This is a genomic window from Ramlibacter sp. (assembly GCF_029866045.1).
GTDB lineage: Bacteria > Pseudomonadota > Gammaproteobacteria > Burkholderiales > Burkholderiaceae_C > Ramlibacter.
The window spans coordinates 1-17606 of the sequence record NZ_JARXAB010000122.1 but is presented as its reverse complement, the minus strand read 5'-3'; the positions used below and the strand labels follow the sequence as shown (position 1 = coordinate 17606).

Annotated in this window: 18 protein-coding genes and 1 tRNA gene; 4 read left to right on the top strand and 15 right to left on the bottom strand. The window is 63.1% G+C overall.

What is annotated here, in order from left to right:
- Position 1 precedes the first annotated feature (1 nt).
- Together QE494_RS13045 and QE494_RS13040 are read right to left on the bottom strand one after the other, a co-directional pair.
- The gene (locus QE494_RS13045; RefSeq protein WP_300043877.1) at positions 2-904 is read right to left on the bottom strand and encodes a metal ABC transporter solute-binding protein, Zn/Mn family; all 903 of its coding nucleotides are present in this window, start codon (positions 902-904) and stop codon (positions 2-4) included.
- On the bottom strand, positions 888-2051 hold the full coding sequence (locus tag QE494_RS13040) for a hypothetical protein (protein ID WP_300043876.1): 1164 nt from the start codon (positions 2049-2051) through the stop codon (positions 888-890). The genes QE494_RS13045 and QE494_RS13040 overlap by 17 nt, the downstream gene beginning before the upstream one ends.
- A 94-nt stretch (positions 2052-2145) precedes the next feature.
- Here QE494_RS13040 and QE494_RS13035 point away from each other — a divergent pair, with 94 nt between their 5' ends.
- Positions 2146-2520 carry a Fur family transcriptional regulator gene (locus tag QE494_RS13035; RefSeq protein ID WP_300043875.1) on the top strand — a complete coding sequence of 125 codons (375 nt, stop codon included), beginning with the start codon at positions 2146-2148 and terminating at the stop codon, positions 2518-2520.
- Positions 2521-2545: 25 nt separating this feature from the next.
- On the opposite strand, the gene QE494_RS13030 is transcribed toward QE494_RS13035, so the two are convergent.
- From QE494_RS13030 to QE494_RS12975, 12 genes are all read right to left on the bottom strand, one after another.
- The gene (locus QE494_RS13030) at positions 2546-3415 is read right to left on the bottom strand and encodes an alpha/beta fold hydrolase (RefSeq protein WP_300043873.1); all 870 of its coding nucleotides are present in this window, start codon (positions 3413-3415) and stop codon (positions 2546-2548) included.
- Entirely contained in the window at positions 3412-4029 is a 618-nt protein-coding gene (locus QE494_RS13025; protein ID WP_300043871.1) for a hypothetical protein, read from the bottom strand. The genes QE494_RS13030 and QE494_RS13025 overlap by 4 nt, the downstream gene beginning before the upstream one ends.
- The gene (locus QE494_RS13020; RefSeq protein WP_300043869.1) at positions 4026-5000 is read right to left on the bottom strand and encodes a tripartite tricarboxylate transporter substrate binding protein; all 975 of its coding nucleotides are present in this window, start codon (positions 4998-5000) and stop codon (positions 4026-4028) included. The genes QE494_RS13025 and QE494_RS13020 overlap by 4 nt, the downstream gene beginning before the upstream one ends.
- Positions 5001-5025: 25 nt before the next feature.
- Entirely contained in the window at positions 5026-5421 is a 396-nt protein-coding gene (locus QE494_RS13015; protein WP_300043867.1) for a RidA family protein, read from the bottom strand.
- Positions 5422-5454: 33 nt separating this feature from the next.
- Positions 5455-6678 (bottom strand): cystathionine beta-lyase, encoded by a 1224-nt coding sequence (gene metC / locus QE494_RS13010; protein WP_300043866.1) that lies wholly within the window; start codon positions 6676-6678, stop codon positions 5455-5457.
- Complete coding sequence (locus tag QE494_RS13005) at positions 6675-8288, bottom strand: rhodanese-like domain-containing protein (protein WP_300043865.1); 1614 nt, start codon at positions 8286-8288, stop codon at positions 6675-6677. Before QE494_RS13005 ends, metC begins: the two co-directional genes overlap by 4 nt.
- Before the next feature lie 341 nt (positions 8289-8629).
- Positions 8630-9490, bottom strand: a complete 861-nt coding sequence (locus QE494_RS13000; protein ID WP_300043863.1) for a fumarylacetoacetate hydrolase family protein — start codon at positions 9488-9490, stop codon at positions 8630-8632.
- A 62-nt stretch (positions 9491-9552) separates the two neighbouring features.
- A complete protein-coding gene (locus QE494_RS12995; protein ID WP_300043862.1) occupies positions 9553-9696 on the bottom strand; it encodes a hypothetical protein in 144 nt (47 codons plus the stop codon).
- 49 nt (positions 9697-9745) lie between these two features.
- A complete protein-coding gene (locus QE494_RS12990; RefSeq protein ID WP_300043861.1) occupies positions 9746-10531 on the bottom strand; it encodes an SDR family NAD(P)-dependent oxidoreductase in 786 nt (261 codons plus the stop codon).
- Positions 10528-11625, bottom strand: coding sequence for a hypothetical protein (locus tag QE494_RS12985; protein ID WP_300043860.1), 1098 nt, complete (start codon positions 11623-11625; stop codon positions 10528-10530). The genes QE494_RS12990 and QE494_RS12985 overlap by 4 nt, the downstream gene beginning before the upstream one ends.
- On the bottom strand, positions 11622-12377 hold the full coding sequence (locus QE494_RS12980; protein WP_300043859.1) for a GntR family transcriptional regulator: 756 nt from the start codon (positions 12375-12377) through the stop codon (positions 11622-11624). Before QE494_RS12980 ends, QE494_RS12985 begins: the two co-directional genes overlap by 4 nt.
- Positions 12374-13819, bottom strand: a complete 1446-nt coding sequence (locus tag QE494_RS12975; RefSeq protein ID WP_300043857.1) for an MmgE/PrpD family protein — start codon at positions 13817-13819, stop codon at positions 12374-12376. The genes QE494_RS12980 and QE494_RS12975 overlap by 4 nt, the downstream gene beginning before the upstream one ends.
- Before the next feature lie 290 nt (positions 13820-14109).
- On the opposite strand from QE494_RS12975, the gene QE494_RS12970 reads away from it, so the two are divergent.
- The 3 genes from QE494_RS12970 (at position 14110) to QE494_RS12960 (ending at position 17386) form a co-directional block, all read left to right on the top strand.
- Positions 14110-15270 carry a CaiB/BaiF CoA-transferase family protein gene (locus tag QE494_RS12970; RefSeq protein WP_300043905.1) on the top strand — a complete coding sequence of 387 codons (1161 nt, stop codon included), beginning with the start codon at positions 14110-14112 and terminating at the stop codon, positions 15268-15270.
- A gap of 54 nt (positions 15271-15324) precedes the next feature.
- A complete protein-coding gene (locus tag QE494_RS12965; protein WP_300043856.1) occupies positions 15325-16332 on the top strand; it encodes a TauD/TfdA family dioxygenase in 1008 nt (335 codons plus the stop codon).
- 61 nt (positions 16333-16393) lie between these two features.
- A complete protein-coding gene (locus QE494_RS12960) occupies positions 16394-17386 on the top strand; it encodes a tripartite tricarboxylate transporter substrate binding protein (protein ID WP_300043855.1) in 993 nt (330 codons plus the stop codon).
- Positions 17387-17445: 59 nt separating this feature from the next.
- Here the strand turns inward: QE494_RS12960 and QE494_RS12955 are convergent.
- A tRNA-Ser gene (locus QE494_RS12955) sits at positions 17446-17533 on the bottom strand.
- Positions 17534-17606 lie beyond the last annotated feature (73 nt).

Below are 17606 nucleotides of genomic sequence, written 5' to 3'. Positions count from 1 at the left end.
TTTACTTCGCCAGGCCAGTCACCTGCGTCACGAGCTGATCGAACCATCGGGTGATCGCTCCCGGCTGATCGTCTGTCACAGTGGCAGGAATGATCAACAGCTTCGATGGCATCCCCATGCTGCCCGCCAGCCAGCGCGCGGGCTTGGGGTCATGGTGCTGGGCAATGATGATGCCGATGGGCGGTTGTGTTTTGCTGATCGCAAGCACTTTTTCAAGGTGGGCGGCCGTGGGCGGCATGCCCGGCTTGGGCTCCAGATCTGCCACGGGCTTGAGACCCAACCACGGCCACAGGTAGCCAAACGAGGCGTGCTGCGTGATGACCGATCGACCTCTGAGGGCCTGCAACTGCTTTTCCCAAACGGCGATCTTGGCCTGCAATTCAGACTCGAAATTGGCCAGGTTTTGATTAACTAGCAACTTTTTCTCTGGGTACAAGCTGCCAAGCCTCGCGGCCAATGCCTTGGCCACTTGCAAGACCCTGCGGGGGTCCGTGTGGAAATGCGGATTGCCGTTTGCGTGCACATCCCCGGAATACGGTGTGATGGTGCCCTTGAAGGGGTCAATCAGTTCCACATGCTGGGCGGCAAAAAACATCGAGGGCTGACCGTTTTGCACCTTGGGGTTGCCAGCTCTTGCCTGAAGCATGGGCAGCCAAGCTGCTTCCAGTTCAGCGCCCGTGCAGATCGCAAAGTCTGCGCCACGAATTTGTGCAATGAGTGAGGGCCGTGCCTCGATGTGGTGGGGGTCCTGAAGGTGCGTGGTCGCTGTTCGTACGCTCACCTCCGGCAGCAGCGTCCGGGTCAATGATGCCCATTCGGGTTCACAGGCAAAAACCGTGATGGCTTGTGCCTGACCCGCTGCAGCCAAGCAGAGCGCCAGGATTGCTTTAGTAAGAATGCGCACCGTGTGCTCCGAATGCGATCACATATTGCAGCTGAATGCTGCGTCCGGCGGGCTTTGCAAAGACGGGCTCACCGTCATCGTTCGCGCCAGAGGCTCTTTGTTGCGTGAGTTGCAGGCGCAAGGTCTGCATATGGCTTGGCTTATAGGCCAGCATGATGGCGTTTTCGGTGAGTCGTCCGTTGCCGAACTCGATGGTGCCACTGTGGTCTTCTGGCTTGGCCACCCGCAACCAGTCGGTCCGGAGACCCACCTCCCATGCCGGAGTGAACTTCCACACGGCGCCCAGCGACGAAGCACGATGGCGCATGGTGCTGTCGGCATAGCGATTGATTCCACTGACTTGCGCGTACTCCCAGTTGAGGCGCACCTGCTGATTTCTGTTGTTTCCCTCGGGCGCCCATTTCCACACCAGGTCGCTGATCCACATTCGCTTGCCACTGAAGCTTGCCGAATGGCTGTGGGCTTCGGCCGCCGGATCGTGAACCTCTACCTCTGCTTCGCGCTTGTTTTGGACATGTGACAGACCCCATTGCCAACTGCTGGATGGGCCGATGTCATTGCCCATCTTCATGTTCAAGGTGCTGACGAGTGATGTGGAATCGGGGGTAGCCTCGCGGACCAATTTTTTGCCGCTGAAAACTTCAGCACCGAATCGCAGATAAAAGGGAGTCGGCGCTGTCCAGTTCAAGCGGACGCCATCGTCATACCAATGCCCGCCGAGCAAGCCCCGATACAGCAGGGGCCGCTCGGTGAAGTCGTCCGCGTGGGGGTGCAGCTCGTTGAGATAGCCGATTTGGGAGGCGAAGCGTCCTGCCCGCACCTGCAGGCCATGCGGGAGCGATCGGGTCTGCACCCAGGCGTTCTCGACATGCTGCTCAAGCTTCTTGTCTTGGGTGTGAAAGCCCAAGATGGCTTCGCCACTGAAATGCTCGTTGAAGGCGCCGCGCACCATCAGGTCACTGTGCCCCAGCCCCAGCCCCTTGTCTCGGGCGCCCAGCTCCAGCCCCTTTGAAGTCACAGCGCCATCGAGCACGACGCCTGCTTGCCAGTTGGCGGTACCGGCCGGGGTCTGTGCATGGCTCGAGGCCATGGTGGACAACAAAGTGACCGCGATGCCAGACAGGAGGGAGAAGTTGCTGTGGGACATGTTGTGCCTGAGTGATAGGGATGGAGAAATGGCCGGATTCTATTGCAAACGAATTCGCATTAGCAAGAGGCTGTATTTGGTGTAGCCTTTGCCCATGGAAAGATCGACCAAGCAGCGCGCCGCCATCGAAGGCGCTTTGAAGAAATTGGCGCGACCGCTTTTGCCCCATGAGTTGCTGGCAGAGGCGCAGAAGTCAGTGCCCAACCTCAGCCTCGCCACGATTTACAGAAATATCAAGGGCCTGATCGCTGACGGTGTGGTTGATGTGGTGTGCCTTCCGGGTGAAACAGATCGTTATGAGATCCATAGGCACCACCACCATCATTTCCATTGCAGCAGTTGCGAGCAAGTCACGGATATTGATGCGTGTCCCGGTGACTTGAGCAAGTTGATGCCCAAGGGCTACCTGCTCGAGGAGCATCAGATCACGCTTTACGGAAAGTGTCCGGCTTGTGCAGTGGGAGCGTGACCGGTCAAGTCGGACAGCCCGTGGCTTACCCCTTTGGTGAGATAGCCGCCTGCGTTTGTTCGAAATTGGTGGTTTGCAAGAAAGTCCCGATGGCCCGCTGCGTTGCCCCGGGGTTGTCGCCCCAAATCGAATGACCAGCGCCCGGTATGGTGAGCACCTGACCGTTTTGAAACTCCCGGTTCAGGCGCGCCGACGTTTCGGGGGTCAGTACATTGGAGAGCTCACCCCGCAGCACTGCAGTCGGGCATTTGACGCGCCGCACGTGCTCCCACATGTCGCGCGCGGCAACAGCCAATGTTTCGATGGCGGCGTCTCGGTCGTAGCGCCACTCAAGCCGACCCTGCGCGTTGAGCCGCAGATCCCCTTGCAAGGTCAGCCGGTGAGTGTCTTCGGTGAACCTCAAACGCTGCGGCATCGTCCTTGAAAACGCCATGGCCTCGTCCATATCGGCAAAAGTTCGGGGCCGGGTTCGATGCACATGAATCATTTCGTCCGATGCATGCTTGGGCATCTCGAAACTCAGGTCCAGAAACACCAGGCTGCGCACCCGATCCGGATGTAGCGACGCATATTGCAAAGCCACACGCGTCCCCAGTGACGAGCCCACAAAGCTCACCTGCGGCCAAGCCATGGCGTCCATGAACTCGACCAGATCCGCGCAGTAATGGTCCACGGTGTACTGGCCCAAAGGCGCCACCCCTGAATCACCATGCCCGCGTTGATCCAGGCCAATCAGGTTGAACTGCGGGTGCAGGCTATCTGCCAGCCAGGACCAGACCTTTCCGTTCAAGGACGTCCCATGCAGGCACACCACGGTGGGTCCGTCGGAGCGCCACTGCTCGTAGTGAAGACGCAGCTGGGATGTTTGTACAAATCCGTCGTGGGTAGGTGTCATGGGGTGAGGTCAAAAACGGGTATGCCTGTGAAAGCGGGAAAGTACTCGCAGCGCTCGAGCGTCAGGTCAAAGCGCAAGCGCTGATGCAAATGCGGCAGCCCCTGTCCGTACAGGTGCAAGTGCATTGCATCGCCAGGGGGGATTACCTCAATGTCGTGGATGTCATCGGCCAGGAGAAAGCAGGTTCCGCCTGCGCCGATGTCTTGGGTACCAGAGCGGATCAAGCGCGCAGGCCCCGGGCTCTGGCCAGCCTCCTCGCGTTGGTAAAAGCGGTTGCGTTCTATCCCGCTGACCCCTGCGATACACGCCCAGGTCGTGTGGTTGTGAGGGGGCTGTGCGTGGCCCGGGCGTGCCGCCGAGGCGTACAGCCCCAGGCTACCGTCTGCTTCTTCATGCAGTTGGTAGACCCCCCAGCGCTGGCCGTCCAGAATCGGAAAATCTTCCAGCTTCCACAGCGATGAGTAAGCGGCCAGCGCGCTCAGATGCCGGCTGACCGCCTGCTGGAACTCGGGGGCATCGGCCGGGTGTTGCTGGCGCAGGGCGCGCAAGGCGGTGATCAGAGCATGGACTCGATCGCTACGCTCACGGCGTGCACCGGGCTGCTCGGGTGTCATGGATCAACCTTGATGCCGGCTGTCTTTACCACGCGAGTCCAGACCTCGATATCTCTCTGTTGGGTCCTGCGAAAAGCCTCGGGCTCTCCGGGGGTGGGGATGATGCCCATGACCTGCATTCGGTCTTGAACATCTTTGTTGGTCAGCATTTTATTGAGCTCGGTATTGAGCTGCTTGACCACTGTCGCAGGCGTTCCCGCCGGTGCAAACAACGCAAACCAGCTGCCGGGTTCAAAAGGCACGCCTTGCTCTGTGGTGGTGGGCACGTCGGGGAACGCCGGGCTGCGCCGCGGGCCAGCGACGGCGATCACCCGTATCTTTCCAAGTCGGTTGAACGATCCCGTGGTGGTGGTGTCGGTCATCACAGCCTGCAATTGCCCGCCCACGAGGTCGTTGAAAGCTGGAGCACCACCCTTGTAGGGTACATGCGTCATCTGGATATTGGCTAATGCGCTCAGGCCCTCGCCCACGAGATGTCCGCCGGAGGCGTGACCACCTGTACCGTAGCTCACCTTGCCGGGATGGGCCTTGGCATAGTCGATGAAGCTTTTCAGGTTGTTCACTGGCATGGAGGCCGGCACCGAGATTGCGATCACACCCGTGCTGATCTGACCGATGGGGGTGAAGTCTTTCACGACGTCGTAAGGCAGTTTTTGACCGAGGGCGGTCTGAATAGCGTGCGTGGCTGCAATACCCAAGAGCAAGGTGTAGCCGTCGGGTGCCGCCCGGGCCACGATGTCGGAGCCGATCACGCCCCCCGCACCGGTTTTGATATCGACCACCACGGGCTGGCCCAGGCCAGCGCCGAACCGCTCGGAAATCAGTCGCCCCATGGCGTCGGCCGAACCACCTGGGGCAAAGGGAACAACCAGACGGATCGGACGTGAGGGGTAGGCCTCTTGCGCCTGCAAGGGGCGCACACCCCATGCTGCGAGCGAGCCAGCCAAGAAAATACGGCGGTTAGTGGTCATATCGATCTCCTGCTTTTTTAAGGTGTCAGACCGCCTGGGCGGCAATCACTTCAACTTCCACCAGGTACTGCGTGCGAAACATCTCGCTGACAACTAGGCCCAGGGCCGCGGGCCGGTGCGTTCCCAAAAACTGCGCCCGTACCTTGGCGTAGGCGGCCGCATGCTCGCGGTGACGCAGGTAGCTGCTGATCTTGACCACGTCGGCCATGTCCATACGCGCAGACGTCAGGACATGCATGATCCGTGTCCACACGATCAGGCTTTGCTCCTCGATCGTATCGGGGATGGTGCCGTCAGGACGCCCCGCGGTTTGCCCGGAGATGAACAGCAGTCGCGAATTCGGTGGCACCTCCAGCCCGTGCGAGTAGGGGCCTTGAGGCTCCAGGATATCCGCCGGGTTATGCAAGATAAACGAGCTCATGGTCTTTCCTTCGGCTTGTACTGCGGGAGAGTCTCAGGCGCGCCGCCACGCCTCAAACGCCTGGTCCAGATCTCGGAGTAAATCATCGACATGCTCGAGGCCAACGTGTAGACGCACTGCGTACTGGCCCGCCGGCCAGGGCAATGATGCTGCCCTGCGCTGGGGCAGCGCGGTGAGCACCAGGCTCTCAAAGCCGCCCCAGCTCGCCCCAATGCCGAACAGCTGGAGAGCGTCTGCAAAAGCATCCACCTTCATTTTGGCGCTGGGCTGCGGCACAAAAGTCAGCAGGCCAGTTGCGCCGCTGAAATCGCGCTGCCATAGGGCATGCTGGGGATGTGAAGCCAGTGCGGGGTAGAAGACGCGGGCCACCTCCGCGCGTTGCTCCAGCCACTGGCTCACGCGCAGGGCGTTGGCCTGGTGCCGTTGCAGGCGCACATCCAGGGTCCGCAGGCCCCGCAAGGCCAGGGCCGCGTCATCGGGGCCCATGCAGCTGCCGGTGTCCGACCAGTGACTGCGTACCTGCGACGCCATATCTGCGCGACTGAGCACCACGCCCATCATGGCGTCCGAATGTCCCACCAAGTACTTCGTACCCGCATGCACCACTATGTCTGCCCCCAGAGCCAGGGGCTTTTGAAAAAGCGGCGTGGCCCAGGTGTTGTCCACGATCACCCGCGCCCCGCGAGCATGCGCCAGGGCGCACAAGGCGGGCAGGTCCTGGATTTCAAGCGTGTGTGAAGCTGGCGACTCGGCATAGACCACACGCGTGTGCGGTTTGAATCGCGAGGCCAGTGCGCTCATATCGAGTGGATCGTAAAACTCCACCTCGATGCCCCACCTGGCCAGCACGTTGTGACACAACTGCTTGACAGGCGGGTAGACCGCATCGGTCACCAGCACATGGTCTCCGGCCGACAAGGAACTGGCCAGCGCCAGGTGGATGGCGGCTAGGCCAGACGGCACCAATACCGCATCGCCAGCCCCCTCAAGTTCGCACAGCGCGTCTTCGAGAGCCCACAAGGTGGGTGAGCCCACTCGCCCGTAAATGAGCCTCCCGAACCGATCGTGATGAGCCGCCTCATAGGCTGCCACACTCGGATAAATGACGGTTGAAAAATGGTAGGTGGGTGGTGCGACGGTACCCGCCAGCGCGCCCTGGGGAGCGCCCGCATGCAACAGCCGGGTCTGCACGTGTTCGGTCCCGACATGCGGGATGCGTTGTCTTTCGAGCGGCGTGAAGTCCTTGGGACGGGTCATGCGGTGTCGCGTTGATAAATCTGGAACTGGACTCCGGGCTCCTGATCGAGTTGGGCCAGTAAATCGGTTTCCCACTCGATGTACTGCCGCATGGCCTCGGAGACACCCGTGTCCAGCTGGTAAGGACTGTACCAAGCATCATCGGTGGGGCAGAGCAGTCGCAGTTGCGATTCGGTCCCCAGCACTGCGGCCGCTGTCTGGCTGCCCTCTTGCAAGTAGGCAGCCGCAAGGCCTGCCGCCTGAGCGTCGGCCGCCGCCCAGGACGCCAATCGGGCATCCGAGGAGGTGAAAACATGCCAGCTCTTGGCATCGGCTGTTTTAGCCCATTCGGGGATGCGTGAGCGCGTGAGCCAATGGGCTTGATGCAAATGTTCCCGGCGATAGGCGCGGCTATCGTCGCAGTCGATCAGCATCACTGGGTGTTGGGCTGCGAGTGCCCGGTAAGCCGGCAAGTCCAGTGCGCGAGCCGCTGGGGACACGGGCCAGCGCGCAGGTGCGGGCGCTGGCGGCGATGAAACCGATGCACCATTGGGTAAGAAGCAATAAACCTCCCACCCCATTTGCGCCAGCCAATGAGCAGTCATGGGCGCTTGTACCTTCTCGGTGTCGCGCAGCACCACACGTGCACGGCGCACGGGCGCATAGAGATCAGTGCTTTGTACCAACTGCCCGCCCGGGGCGGATACCCAGCCTGGAAAGGGACTTTGTGCGCTGGCGCTGGGCAGTCGAACGTCAAAGCAATAGGTTGTGCGGTCTTGTTGCTCTCTCATGGCCTGCAGTTGGTCGGCGTCGATCCAGCGTATCTGCAGTGCCTCGGCCAAGGCGCAGGCCCGCTGCGAGGCTTTCTCGATCTCGGCCGCTGACGGCATGGGCAATACGGGTAACCGCCCCGGTTGCAAGGCCCCGCCCTCCAGATGCCAGGCCATGGTGCCGTTTTCGAGCGCATACACCGTGTGGGGGTAGCCCGCATTGATCAGCGACTGGGCACCAATGATGCTGCGCGTACGCCCCGCGCAATTGACCACCACTGTACGCGCCTGGCTCTGTGGGGGCAGGCGCAGCACAAGTTCGGCCCCCGGGCAGTTAAGGGCGCCCTCGAAGGTGAAATCCTGGTACTCCGATTCGGGCCGGCAATCGACAAAAATGTGCTGCTTGGAATCAGCCAGGTGCGTTTTCGCCTCACCCACCGGCATATGTGGCGTCTGGGCTTGGTGTTCGACCACCTCTCCAAAAGCCTTGCTCGGAACGTAGATGCCCGAAAACAGGCGATAGCCCGCTTCAAGCCAAGCCTGGTTACCTCCCCGCAGCGCGTGGACCTGCCTGTAGCCGCCCTGATGCAGGACGGCTAGCGCTCGTTCAATGCTCGAGAAGTCGTCGGCCACCAGCACGATCGCGGTATCTCGCCGCGGAACACACTGTGGCAGCCTCAGCTCCAGCCGCGACAAAGGCAGCGAGGCCGCATAAAACAGATGGCCCTGGGCAAAGACACCTTCTTCCCTCACGTCCATCAGGACATGCTCCATGGAACCGCGCAGGCAATGGGCGACCTGGTGAGCATCCCAAAAGATCAGACCCGGCAGGTCTGGCCAGTGGGGGAGGGAGGGGGTCATAAGTTCAGTCGCCCTGGTTCTGTCTGGCGGAGGCGGTGCCTGTTCTTTTTATGTGTCTAGCCGGGTCAAGAAACATCAATCAGGCTAATTTCTATTGTGAGAGACGCTGCGGCCTTGTGTCACGGCATTGCGCGCTACATCATACGATTTCGGTAGGGATGGTCTGTCTTCAGGTCAGTGTCTCTGGAACTCGAGCAAGTTGATGTCCGAAGGCTAGCTGCTTGGGGGCGTAGCAGATCACGCTTTACGGAAAGTGTACGGCTTGCGCAGTGGGAGCGTGACCGGTTCAAGAGCGATCTGACCCGGTCCATTCCGTAGATCAGTGCGCAGCGCAAGACGCATCACCCAATGGTGGTGACGAGCGATCCGATTTCCTCGATGGTCACCTCGATGCAATCACCGCGGGTCAGGTATACCGGCGGCGAGCGGAATGCGCCGATACCCGCCGGCGTGCCGGTTGCCAGCACGTCTCCAGGCTCGAGCGTGATGTACTGACTCAGGTAGCTGATGAGGGAGGCCACCGGAAACAGCATCTCTTGTGTAGAGGCTTCCTGCATGAGAGCTCCGTTCACCCAGGTTCGCAGCCGCAACGATTGCGGGTCAGGAATTTCATCCGCCGTGACGAGTGTGGGCCCGAAAGGGCAGAAGCCGTCCGCGCTTTTCGCGAAGGTTGTCTGCGCGGGGTTGACGTCAAACTGGAACTCGCGAGCACTCAGATCGTTGACCAGCGAGTAGCCACCGACGCAGGCGAGCGCTTCATGCGGCTCTACATTCGAAGCGAAGCGGCCAATGACCACCGCGAGCTCACCTTCAAAGTCCATCTTCTGGACAAGAGGGGGTTTGGCGACTGTGGCTCCGGGCGCCGCGATCGACGACGGCACCTTGAAGATGATGCGCGGCTTTTCGAAGGGATCCACGCCCGTTTCTTTCGCATGGGCTGCGTAGTTGCGGCCCACGCCGATGATCTTGCCCGGGCGGGGTACCGGCGGCAGGAGTTGCAGCGCAGTGAGCTCCAGGCGCGCCGCCTTGCTCGAGGCCAGGCGCTCATGAATTTGTTGCTGGGTCAGCCCGCGTGCCGCGTCGCCTGCCTGCAGCCAACGGAGCAGCCCTCCTGGCGCAGGTTCAATGCCGCGGCTTTCAAGCGCCGCCAGCGTCTGGGGGTCGTGTGCGATTCGCTCCAGCAGGTCGGTGACGTCGACCACCGAGTCGTCTTGCAGCACCCCGGTGCGCCGGCTGCTCCCGGCTTGCGCAAATGCGACGAACTTCATGCGGACCCTCTCTCGGCTTCACGGCCGGTAGGCAAGCCCTCGAACTTGAACTCGCTCACCAGTTGCTGCTCCAGCAGCCGCCATGTATGGCGTTCATCCAGCCGATCGAAAAACCGGTTCAGATGTTGCTTCAGTTGCATGATTTCTTCGGCGGAGGGTTCCCTGGGATCGGTCATGGGCGGTAGGCCTTCAGTACATGAACTCGCCACCATTGACCTGCAGCAACTGGCCTGTCACGAAGCCTGCGCCATCGGAGCACAGGTAGAGACAGGCGCTTGCGATATCCCCTCCGGTACCGATTCGGCGCGCCGGGATGGCAGGCAGTCGCTGGGTCATCATGTAGTCGAAATCCGGGTAGTCGCTCATGTTGCGCACCGTGTCCATGAGGCCGGGCGCCACGGTGTTGGCCGTGATGCCATACGGACCGAACTCAAGGGCGATCGCCTTGGCCAGCGCGTGCATGCCCGCCTTGGCGGAGACGTTGTGGGCGCGGTGCTCCTTCACGAAGAACCCGTCGCGTCCGGAGATGTGGACGATGCGGCCCCAGCCTCGCTTTTGCATGTGCGGGATGGCCGCGCGTGCCAGGTAGAAACAGCTGCCCAGGTTGGTGCGCAGCGTCTGGTCCCACTGCTCTGGGGTGATCTCTAGCAAGGGCCGGTGGTGGCGAACCGACACGTTGGACACCACGATATCAGCCGACCCGAAGGCTGCGATGCTCTGGTCGACCATGTCCTGCATGGCTTGCGGGTCACCCACATCGGCCATCACACCCAGCGCTTGTGCCCCGAGTTCGCGCGCCTCGGCCACCACGCGATCGACCCTTTCGCGGTTGCGCGAACCGTTGACGACCACGTTCGCCCCTCCTGCGGCAAAGGCGAGCACGATGTCGCGGCCAATGTTTTGGCCCGAGCCGGTGACGATGGCCGTGCGCCCCGCGAACGGGCGCGCACTGGTCTCCTGAGTAGCCTGGCTCATGACGCCTCTCCCTTGGGTGCCCTCAGCCAGGGTGTCGGGTTGCCTTCATAGACCGACGGACCCAGCCGGAAATGCTGCGCTTCGCGGAAGGTGTAGACCGCTGGGACTGATTCAGGATAGAGCCGATCGCCCTGCGGAAAGGGGCCATTGAGTGCGACCTGCGAATGCAGCGGACGACCCAGGATCTCTGCCAACCTGTGTGAAGCGCCGATCAGGCGGTCCAGGTCCACGCCGGTCGGAATGCCCAGCATATGCAACAGGTGGACCAAGTCCTCGGTCGGCAGCATGCCATTGGCCTGACCATTGCCCGAATAGGGGCAGCCGCCAATACCTCCCACTGCGCTGTCCAGAAGCAGCGTGTGGCGCTGGTCAAGCACCTTGACCGCTTCCCAAGCGGACAGCATGGCCATGCCGCGCGCGTTGTGGAGGTGCAGTCTGAATTCGGTGACCTCCGGGAAGCGCGCGAGTATGGCCTGCAGGTCTTGAGCCACGGCATCGGGACGGTTCCAACCCATCGGGTCCGCCAGCTCGATGCGCCGCACCGAAATGCCAGCCGCGTGCCATGCGTCCCACTGTCGCTGCAGCGCGTCCATGCGCTCCTGGTGGCTGAATGGGCCGTGCCAGTTGGATCCCCAAGCGGCTGAAATGCCCATGATGCCCTCGGTGACGCCGGCTGCTGCGGCCAACTCCACCGGCCGTCGCCAATTGCGCTCCTGGTCTTCCAGGCTGCGGTTGGTGTTACGGCGCAGAAAGGTCTCGCACAAGTGCAGGAGTGTCATGGGCAAGGATTCGACCGTCAGAGGCGGGGCCCAGGCGGCCCGGAGCTCGCGTCCTCGGTCGTTCAGTGCCAGCGCAAAGTACTGCACGCCCTCCCGGGGCCGGATGCGCCGCACCAGCTCCGTGGTCTCGGCCATCTGTGGGCTCCACTTCGGATTGACGAAGGCGCCCACGACGATGCGTGCGAGGCCGGCGTCTGCGAGCCTGTCCAGCAACTCCAGTTTCTCATCGACAGTGACGCCGAGTCGCTCGATCTGGAGCCCGTCTCGAAGGGTCTCGTCCGTGATCAGGATGCGGGGGTAGGTCTTGGGGGTCATTGCGTTTCCTGGGGATGCGGCGCAGCGGCCCGCGGGCCGGGCAGCAAGCGGTCGTTCTCTTCGGCGGCGACCGAGGCAATGAATTGCTCGTAATTGGCCTGGGCCTCCGCCAGGTGGCTGCGCAGCGCCGCCAGCGCGGTCTCACGGTCGCCGGCCCGCAGGGAGGCCAGCAGCGCCGAATGCTCGCGCGCTCCGGCGGCGCCTCGCAGGCCACGGTCCGCCCAGAACCAGTAGCCGTCGCTGCGGCGCCGAAAACTCAGACGGTCGTAGATGCCTCGCAACATCTCCACCAGCAACTCGTTGTCGGTCAGGCCGGCCAGCGCGAGGTGAAACTCCTGGTCGATGCGCGAGCGCGACGCCGCGCTCGGGTTCTCGATCAAGGCTTTGTATCGTTCGTGGATGACCTCGAGCGCGTCGACCGCTTCGGGCGCGAACCCACGTTCGAAGGCCAGCTCCAGCGCGCGTACCTCCAGCGCGAAGCGCACGTCATAGAGGTCGCGGATCTCGCTGCGGGGCGGCTCGGCCACGAAGTAGCCGCGCGCCGGGATGTGCTGCACAAAGCCTTCCTGGCAAAGGCGCTCCAGCGCTTGCCGTACCGGCGTGCGAGAGACCTTGAGTGAAGTGGCCAGGTGGTCCGGCACCAGTTTCACCCCAGGGTTGAGGCGGTGGCGCAAGATATCTTGCCGGATCCGCTCGTAGGTCTCCTCGATGAAAAAGCCGCGTTCGGCTTCCAGCGGCCGCTTGGCTGTCACCTTGCGCCTCCGCCCGCGTCGACGGCCAGTGCGAGCGACTCGGTCAGCGCGGTGTGCAAGGGCCGCAGGGAAGCGGCGCCAGCCAGTTGCCGCGCTTGGTCAAAAAGGGCGCGGGTGGGTGCGTGTTCGCGGCCCTGCCCGCAGCACGAGAAGAACTTGTGCGCCAGGTCTGACGCCGTCATCCAGCGTGCCGGCTTTCCGCTGGCGACGTCGACGCGCTCCACATCGGTGCCGCCGCCTTCGAGCGACACATCGAGCACGCTGGCGAATTCGCGGTCATTGGCGACGCGTTCGTCCACCTCCATCACGATGCGGTCCATCAGGGCGGCGATCTGCGGGCGTTGGATGGCCTCCGGCGTGAAGCTGTCCAGCGTGACGTTGCCGTCATGCAGTGCGACAGCGATGCAATAGGGCATGCAGAACTTGGCTTCCAGCGGCGTTGTTGGGCGCAGGTAAATCAGCGGCTCGATGGCAAAGCGCGAGACGCCCACGCGCACGTGTCGCAGCGCCTGGTGCGCATGACGCCCCGCCAGCGCGCGCGCCGCGTCGATGGCCGCATGCGTGGCCGCGCAGCAGGGATAGGCCTTGAGCGCCAGCCCGTTTTCGGTCAGCACCTCCAGCGGGCCTCCCCAGGGCTTGGCATGGCCCGCTTCGGCTTCGCCGCCGAAGGTGCGGAAAAACCCGAAGCGCCCGTCGACCGCCTGGGCCGCGCTGGTCAAGCCCTCCGCCGCCAGCCGCGTGGCCAGGATGGCCGAACGCCCGGGAAGACCGGCATGCAGCGGCTTGGTCATGCTGCCGAAGTTCTGCCGCACGCCGCTTGCCAGGGATGCCGCGATACCCAGGGCGGTGACAGTCTGCGCCGGTGTCAGTCCATCCAGTGCTGCGATCGCCGCCGTTGCGGCCAGCGTGCCCAGGGTGGAGGTGGCATGCCAGCCCGCTTCGTAATGCGCCGTGTTCAGCCGACGTCCGAGCTGCCCCATGGTTTCGACCCCGACGAGATAGGCCCGTATCAGCGCGGGGCCGCCCTGGCCGGCTGCGGCCGCGCGCACCAGCAGCGGCGGCAAGAGGAGTGCGGTGGCGTGGCAGTAGGCCGGGTGGCTGATGTCGTCGAAATCTGCGGCGTGGGCCAGGGTGCCCAAGTACAGGGCCGCTGTGCCCAGGGTCTCGGCGCCTGCATCGGCCCAGCCTTCTTGGGCGAGCACCCGTCCCAGCACCTGGCCGCCGGCCTCCGCCCGTGCGCCGCCGAACAAGGATCGACGCAGTGGCGCCTCGAGCGGCTGCCTGGCGCCCAGCACCATGCAGGCCAGCGTGTCGGTCACCGCGTCGACCGCACGCTCCACGGCCAGGGTCGGCAGTGCGTCCGACCTCAGGGTCTCGATGAAGGCGGCCGCTTCAGCGGCGAAGCCACCGGGGATGAGCTCGGCAGAGGGTTGCAATGACATGTAGGCAGGCGAGTGGGGGGGTGGGGTGAGGGGGGCAGCGCTCAGTCCGATAGCGGGCTGAGCCGGAGTCTACTACTAGATGCAATACTGAGTCTAAAACTGGATCCAGTTCAAGTACACTCGCGCGGACACACTCAACCGCAATGGGCGCGCGTGAACCGTATCGACAAGCACACACCGGAGAAGACTTGACTGCCGCAGAAGTAAAAAGCCCAACTGAGAGCCAGACAGCAAGTCCAACGGGCAGTCCATCGACATCGAAACAGCCCGATGCGGCCGGGCCGCTCCCTCTGGCCGGCATCCGTGTCTTGGAGATGACGCACACGGTCATGGGACCTTGCTGCGGGCTCGTCTTGGCCGATCTGGGAGCCACCGTCACCCGGGTGGAGCCGATCGAAGGCGACCGTACACGGCGCCTGCGCGGCTTTGCCAGCGGCTTCTTCTCTTACTTCAACCGGAACAAGCGCAGCGCCTCGATGGACATCAAGTCCCCGGAGGGCCTGGCGCTGGTGCGCCGGCTGATCGCCCAGTCAGACGTGCTGATCGAGAACTTCGGTCCGGGAACGATGGACCGTGCGGGCCTGGGCTGGGAAGAGTTGCAGCGCATCAACCCGCGCCTGGTGTACTGCTCGCTCAAGGGCTTTCTCAGCGGACCTTATGAGCGCCGCCCGGCCTTGGACGAAATCGTCCAGTACATGACCGGGCTCGCCTACATGACCGGCCCGCCAGGGCGGCCGCTGCGCGCGGGCTCCTCTGTCGTGGACATCATGGGGGGCGTGATGGGAACGGTCGGCATCCTGGCTGCGCTGCGCCAGCGGGATGCAGACGGACGCGGCCGCAAGGTGGTGAGTTCCTTGTACGAGACCTCGGCCATGCTGGTGGCACAACACATGGCCGGCGAGGCGATCACTGGCAAGCCGGCGCCGCCTATGCCCAATCGCGACAGCGCGTGGGGCATTTATGAAACCTTCGACTCGCGCGAGGGTGTGCCCATTTTTGTCGGCCTCACTTCCGATGCGCACTGGAAGGCTTTCTGTACCGAGTTCGGTCGGCCCGACTTGCGCGAGGATCCTCAGTACCGCAGCAACGAGGACCGCGTCCAGCGCCGAGAGACGCTGCGGCCCCTCATCAAGGACCTGATCGCGGGGCGGAGCGCGTCCGACCTGCTCGCGCTTTTCGACCGCATCGGCATTCCGTTTTCTCCTGTGCGCAGACCAGGTGATTTGTTCGATGACCCGCAGCTCAATGCCGGCGGGCGCATGCTGGACACCCGTTTGCAGGATGGCCGCCACACCCGGCTTCCCACACTGCCCATCGAGATCGAAGGGCGTACGCCGGGTTTGCGCTTGCAGCCGCCGCAACTGGGCGAACACACCGCCGAGGTTCTGCGCGAGCTCGGTGTGAGTGAGTCCGAAACGGCACAACTCGTCAACGCAGGCGTCGTGCGTTGATGAAACGATGCTGACCTGCCGCTCCTTGATTTGTCCCGCAGAGGCTTCCCCGACATGAACGCACCTTCACGTTCCACCATCTCACACCCCAGTGCCTGGCTTGCATCCGAGGTTGCCACGCGTACCGACCAATGGATTCAGGTACTGCCAGCCGAGGTGCGCCAAGAGATCGAGGCCGCTGCGCGCGCGATTCGCAATGAAAGTCTGACCGCGCTCACGGGGACCGCGCTGGACCTGTCTCGCCTGCCTGCTGCCCGCAATTACCTGGCGGGCATTGAGCGCGAGGTGATGGAGGGCCGTGGCTTCGTGCTCCTGCGCGGCCTCTCGCACGATCTGGATGACGCCATGCTGCGGGCCTGTTACTGGTTGATCGTCAACCTGCTGGGGCGCCCGATCAGCCAGAACTCCTATGGCGATCGCTTGTGCGATGTGATGGATACCGGCCGCCCGGCGGGGGGCCGCCGCGTGCGCGGTTACCAGACGAACGCCGAACTCAAATTTCATACCGACCGCTGCGACCTGGTGGGGCTGCTGTGCCTGCGGCCGGCCATGTCGGGTGGGCGCAGCAGCATTGCCAGCGCCGTGTCGGCCTACAACCAGTTGATCGAGCGCCAGCCCGAGCGGGTGGCGCCGCTGCTGGAGGGCATGAACTACCTGAACCTGGAAGAGGGCGGTGATTCGAGCATCAAGCGCGTGCCGGTATTTCACATTCAGGACGGCGTCTTGTCGGTGCGCTATTCCCGAAACAGTTACCAGACGTCCATGCAGCATGGTGCGCCCTACACCGAGGCCGAGATCGCAGCACTGGCCGCGGTGGATGCCCTCGCGGAGGATCCAGCCTTGCGCCTCGACATGGAGCTCGAGCGAGGTGACATGCAGTTGATCAACAACTACACCACGCTGCATTCGCGCACGGCGTACCAGGACTGGCCCGAGGCCGACCGCAAGCGCTGCATGGTCCGCGGCTGGATACGCACCCACCTGCAGCGGCCGGTCGGGCCGCATTTTGGTGACTATGGGGGTGTGCCTGTGACGCTTTCGCGTGATGTGCCATCGACCTAGCCTTGACGATCTCACCCCTGCGGCTTGGCGCCGCCATTCTTCTAATGATCTGGAGACAACCATGAGCCTTTCGCACGATCCATACCGCCGCCAGCTAATGAAGGCTGCGGCACTTGCGCCGGCGTTTGCCTGGCTGCCGGGCGCAGCACAGCCTGCAGCCGGCTATCCCTCGCGCCAGCTGCGCTGCGTCGTCGGTTTCCCGCCGGGCGGCGCGGTTGACGCGAATGCGCGCGTGATCATCCCCAAGCTCTCCGAACTTTGGAAGCAGACGGTCGTGATCGACAACAAGGGGGGCGCTGGCTCGACGATCGGGGCCGGGTTTGTCGCATCGGCGCCGGCAGACGGCTACACCTTCTTGATTGCATCGCCGGCGCACGCCATCAACGCCACCTTGTACAAGAAGCTGCCATTCGACACGGAGAAGGCCTTTGCGCCCGTGGCGCAGCTCACCTCCTCGCCCTTGATCGTGTACATCCATCCGTCGGTGCAAGCGCGGTCCATCTCCGAATTGATCGCTCTGGCCAAGGCGCAGCCGGGCAAGCTGAACTATGCCTCTTCGGGCAGCGGCACCTCCACGCACCTGGCCGCTGGGCTGTTCAACCAGATTGCAGAAACCGATATCGTGCACGTGCCGTTCAGCGGCGGCGGCCCCGCCTACACCGCGCTGATGGCCGGTGACGTGCACGTGCACTTCGGCGGCCTCGAAGGTTTGCAACATGTTCGCAGCGGCAGACTGCGCGCGCTCGCCGTCACGACAAACAAGCGCTTTTCCTTGGCCCCGGAGCTGCCCACCATCGCAGAGTCCGGTCTCAAAGGCTATGAGGTGCAAACTTGGTATGGCGTCTACGCGCCTGCTGCCACGCCTGCAGCCATCGTCGAAAAGCTCAACGCAGACATCAACCGCGTCCTGCAACTGCGCGAGGTTCGCGAGCAATACGCCAAGATGGGTTTTGAGGTCGAGAACACCACCCCCGCGCAATTCGCCGCCTTCACGCGCAGTGAGATCGAGAAGTGGCGCGGCATCGTGACCCTTGCAAAGCTGCAGGTCGACTAAGAGCGGTCTTGCGCCAGGTAATGAAAAACGCGCCAGCTGGCGCGTTTTTTTTTGCGATCTGGCGGAGGCGGTGAGATTCGAACTCACGAACGGTTTCCCGTTGCCGGTTTTCAAGACCGGTGCAATCGACCACTCTGCCACGCCTCCGGAGCCCTTGTATTCTAGGCGTAGCGTTTCACGCGGACCGATAACGACCGCTCGGGGCCATTCGGAACGGTCG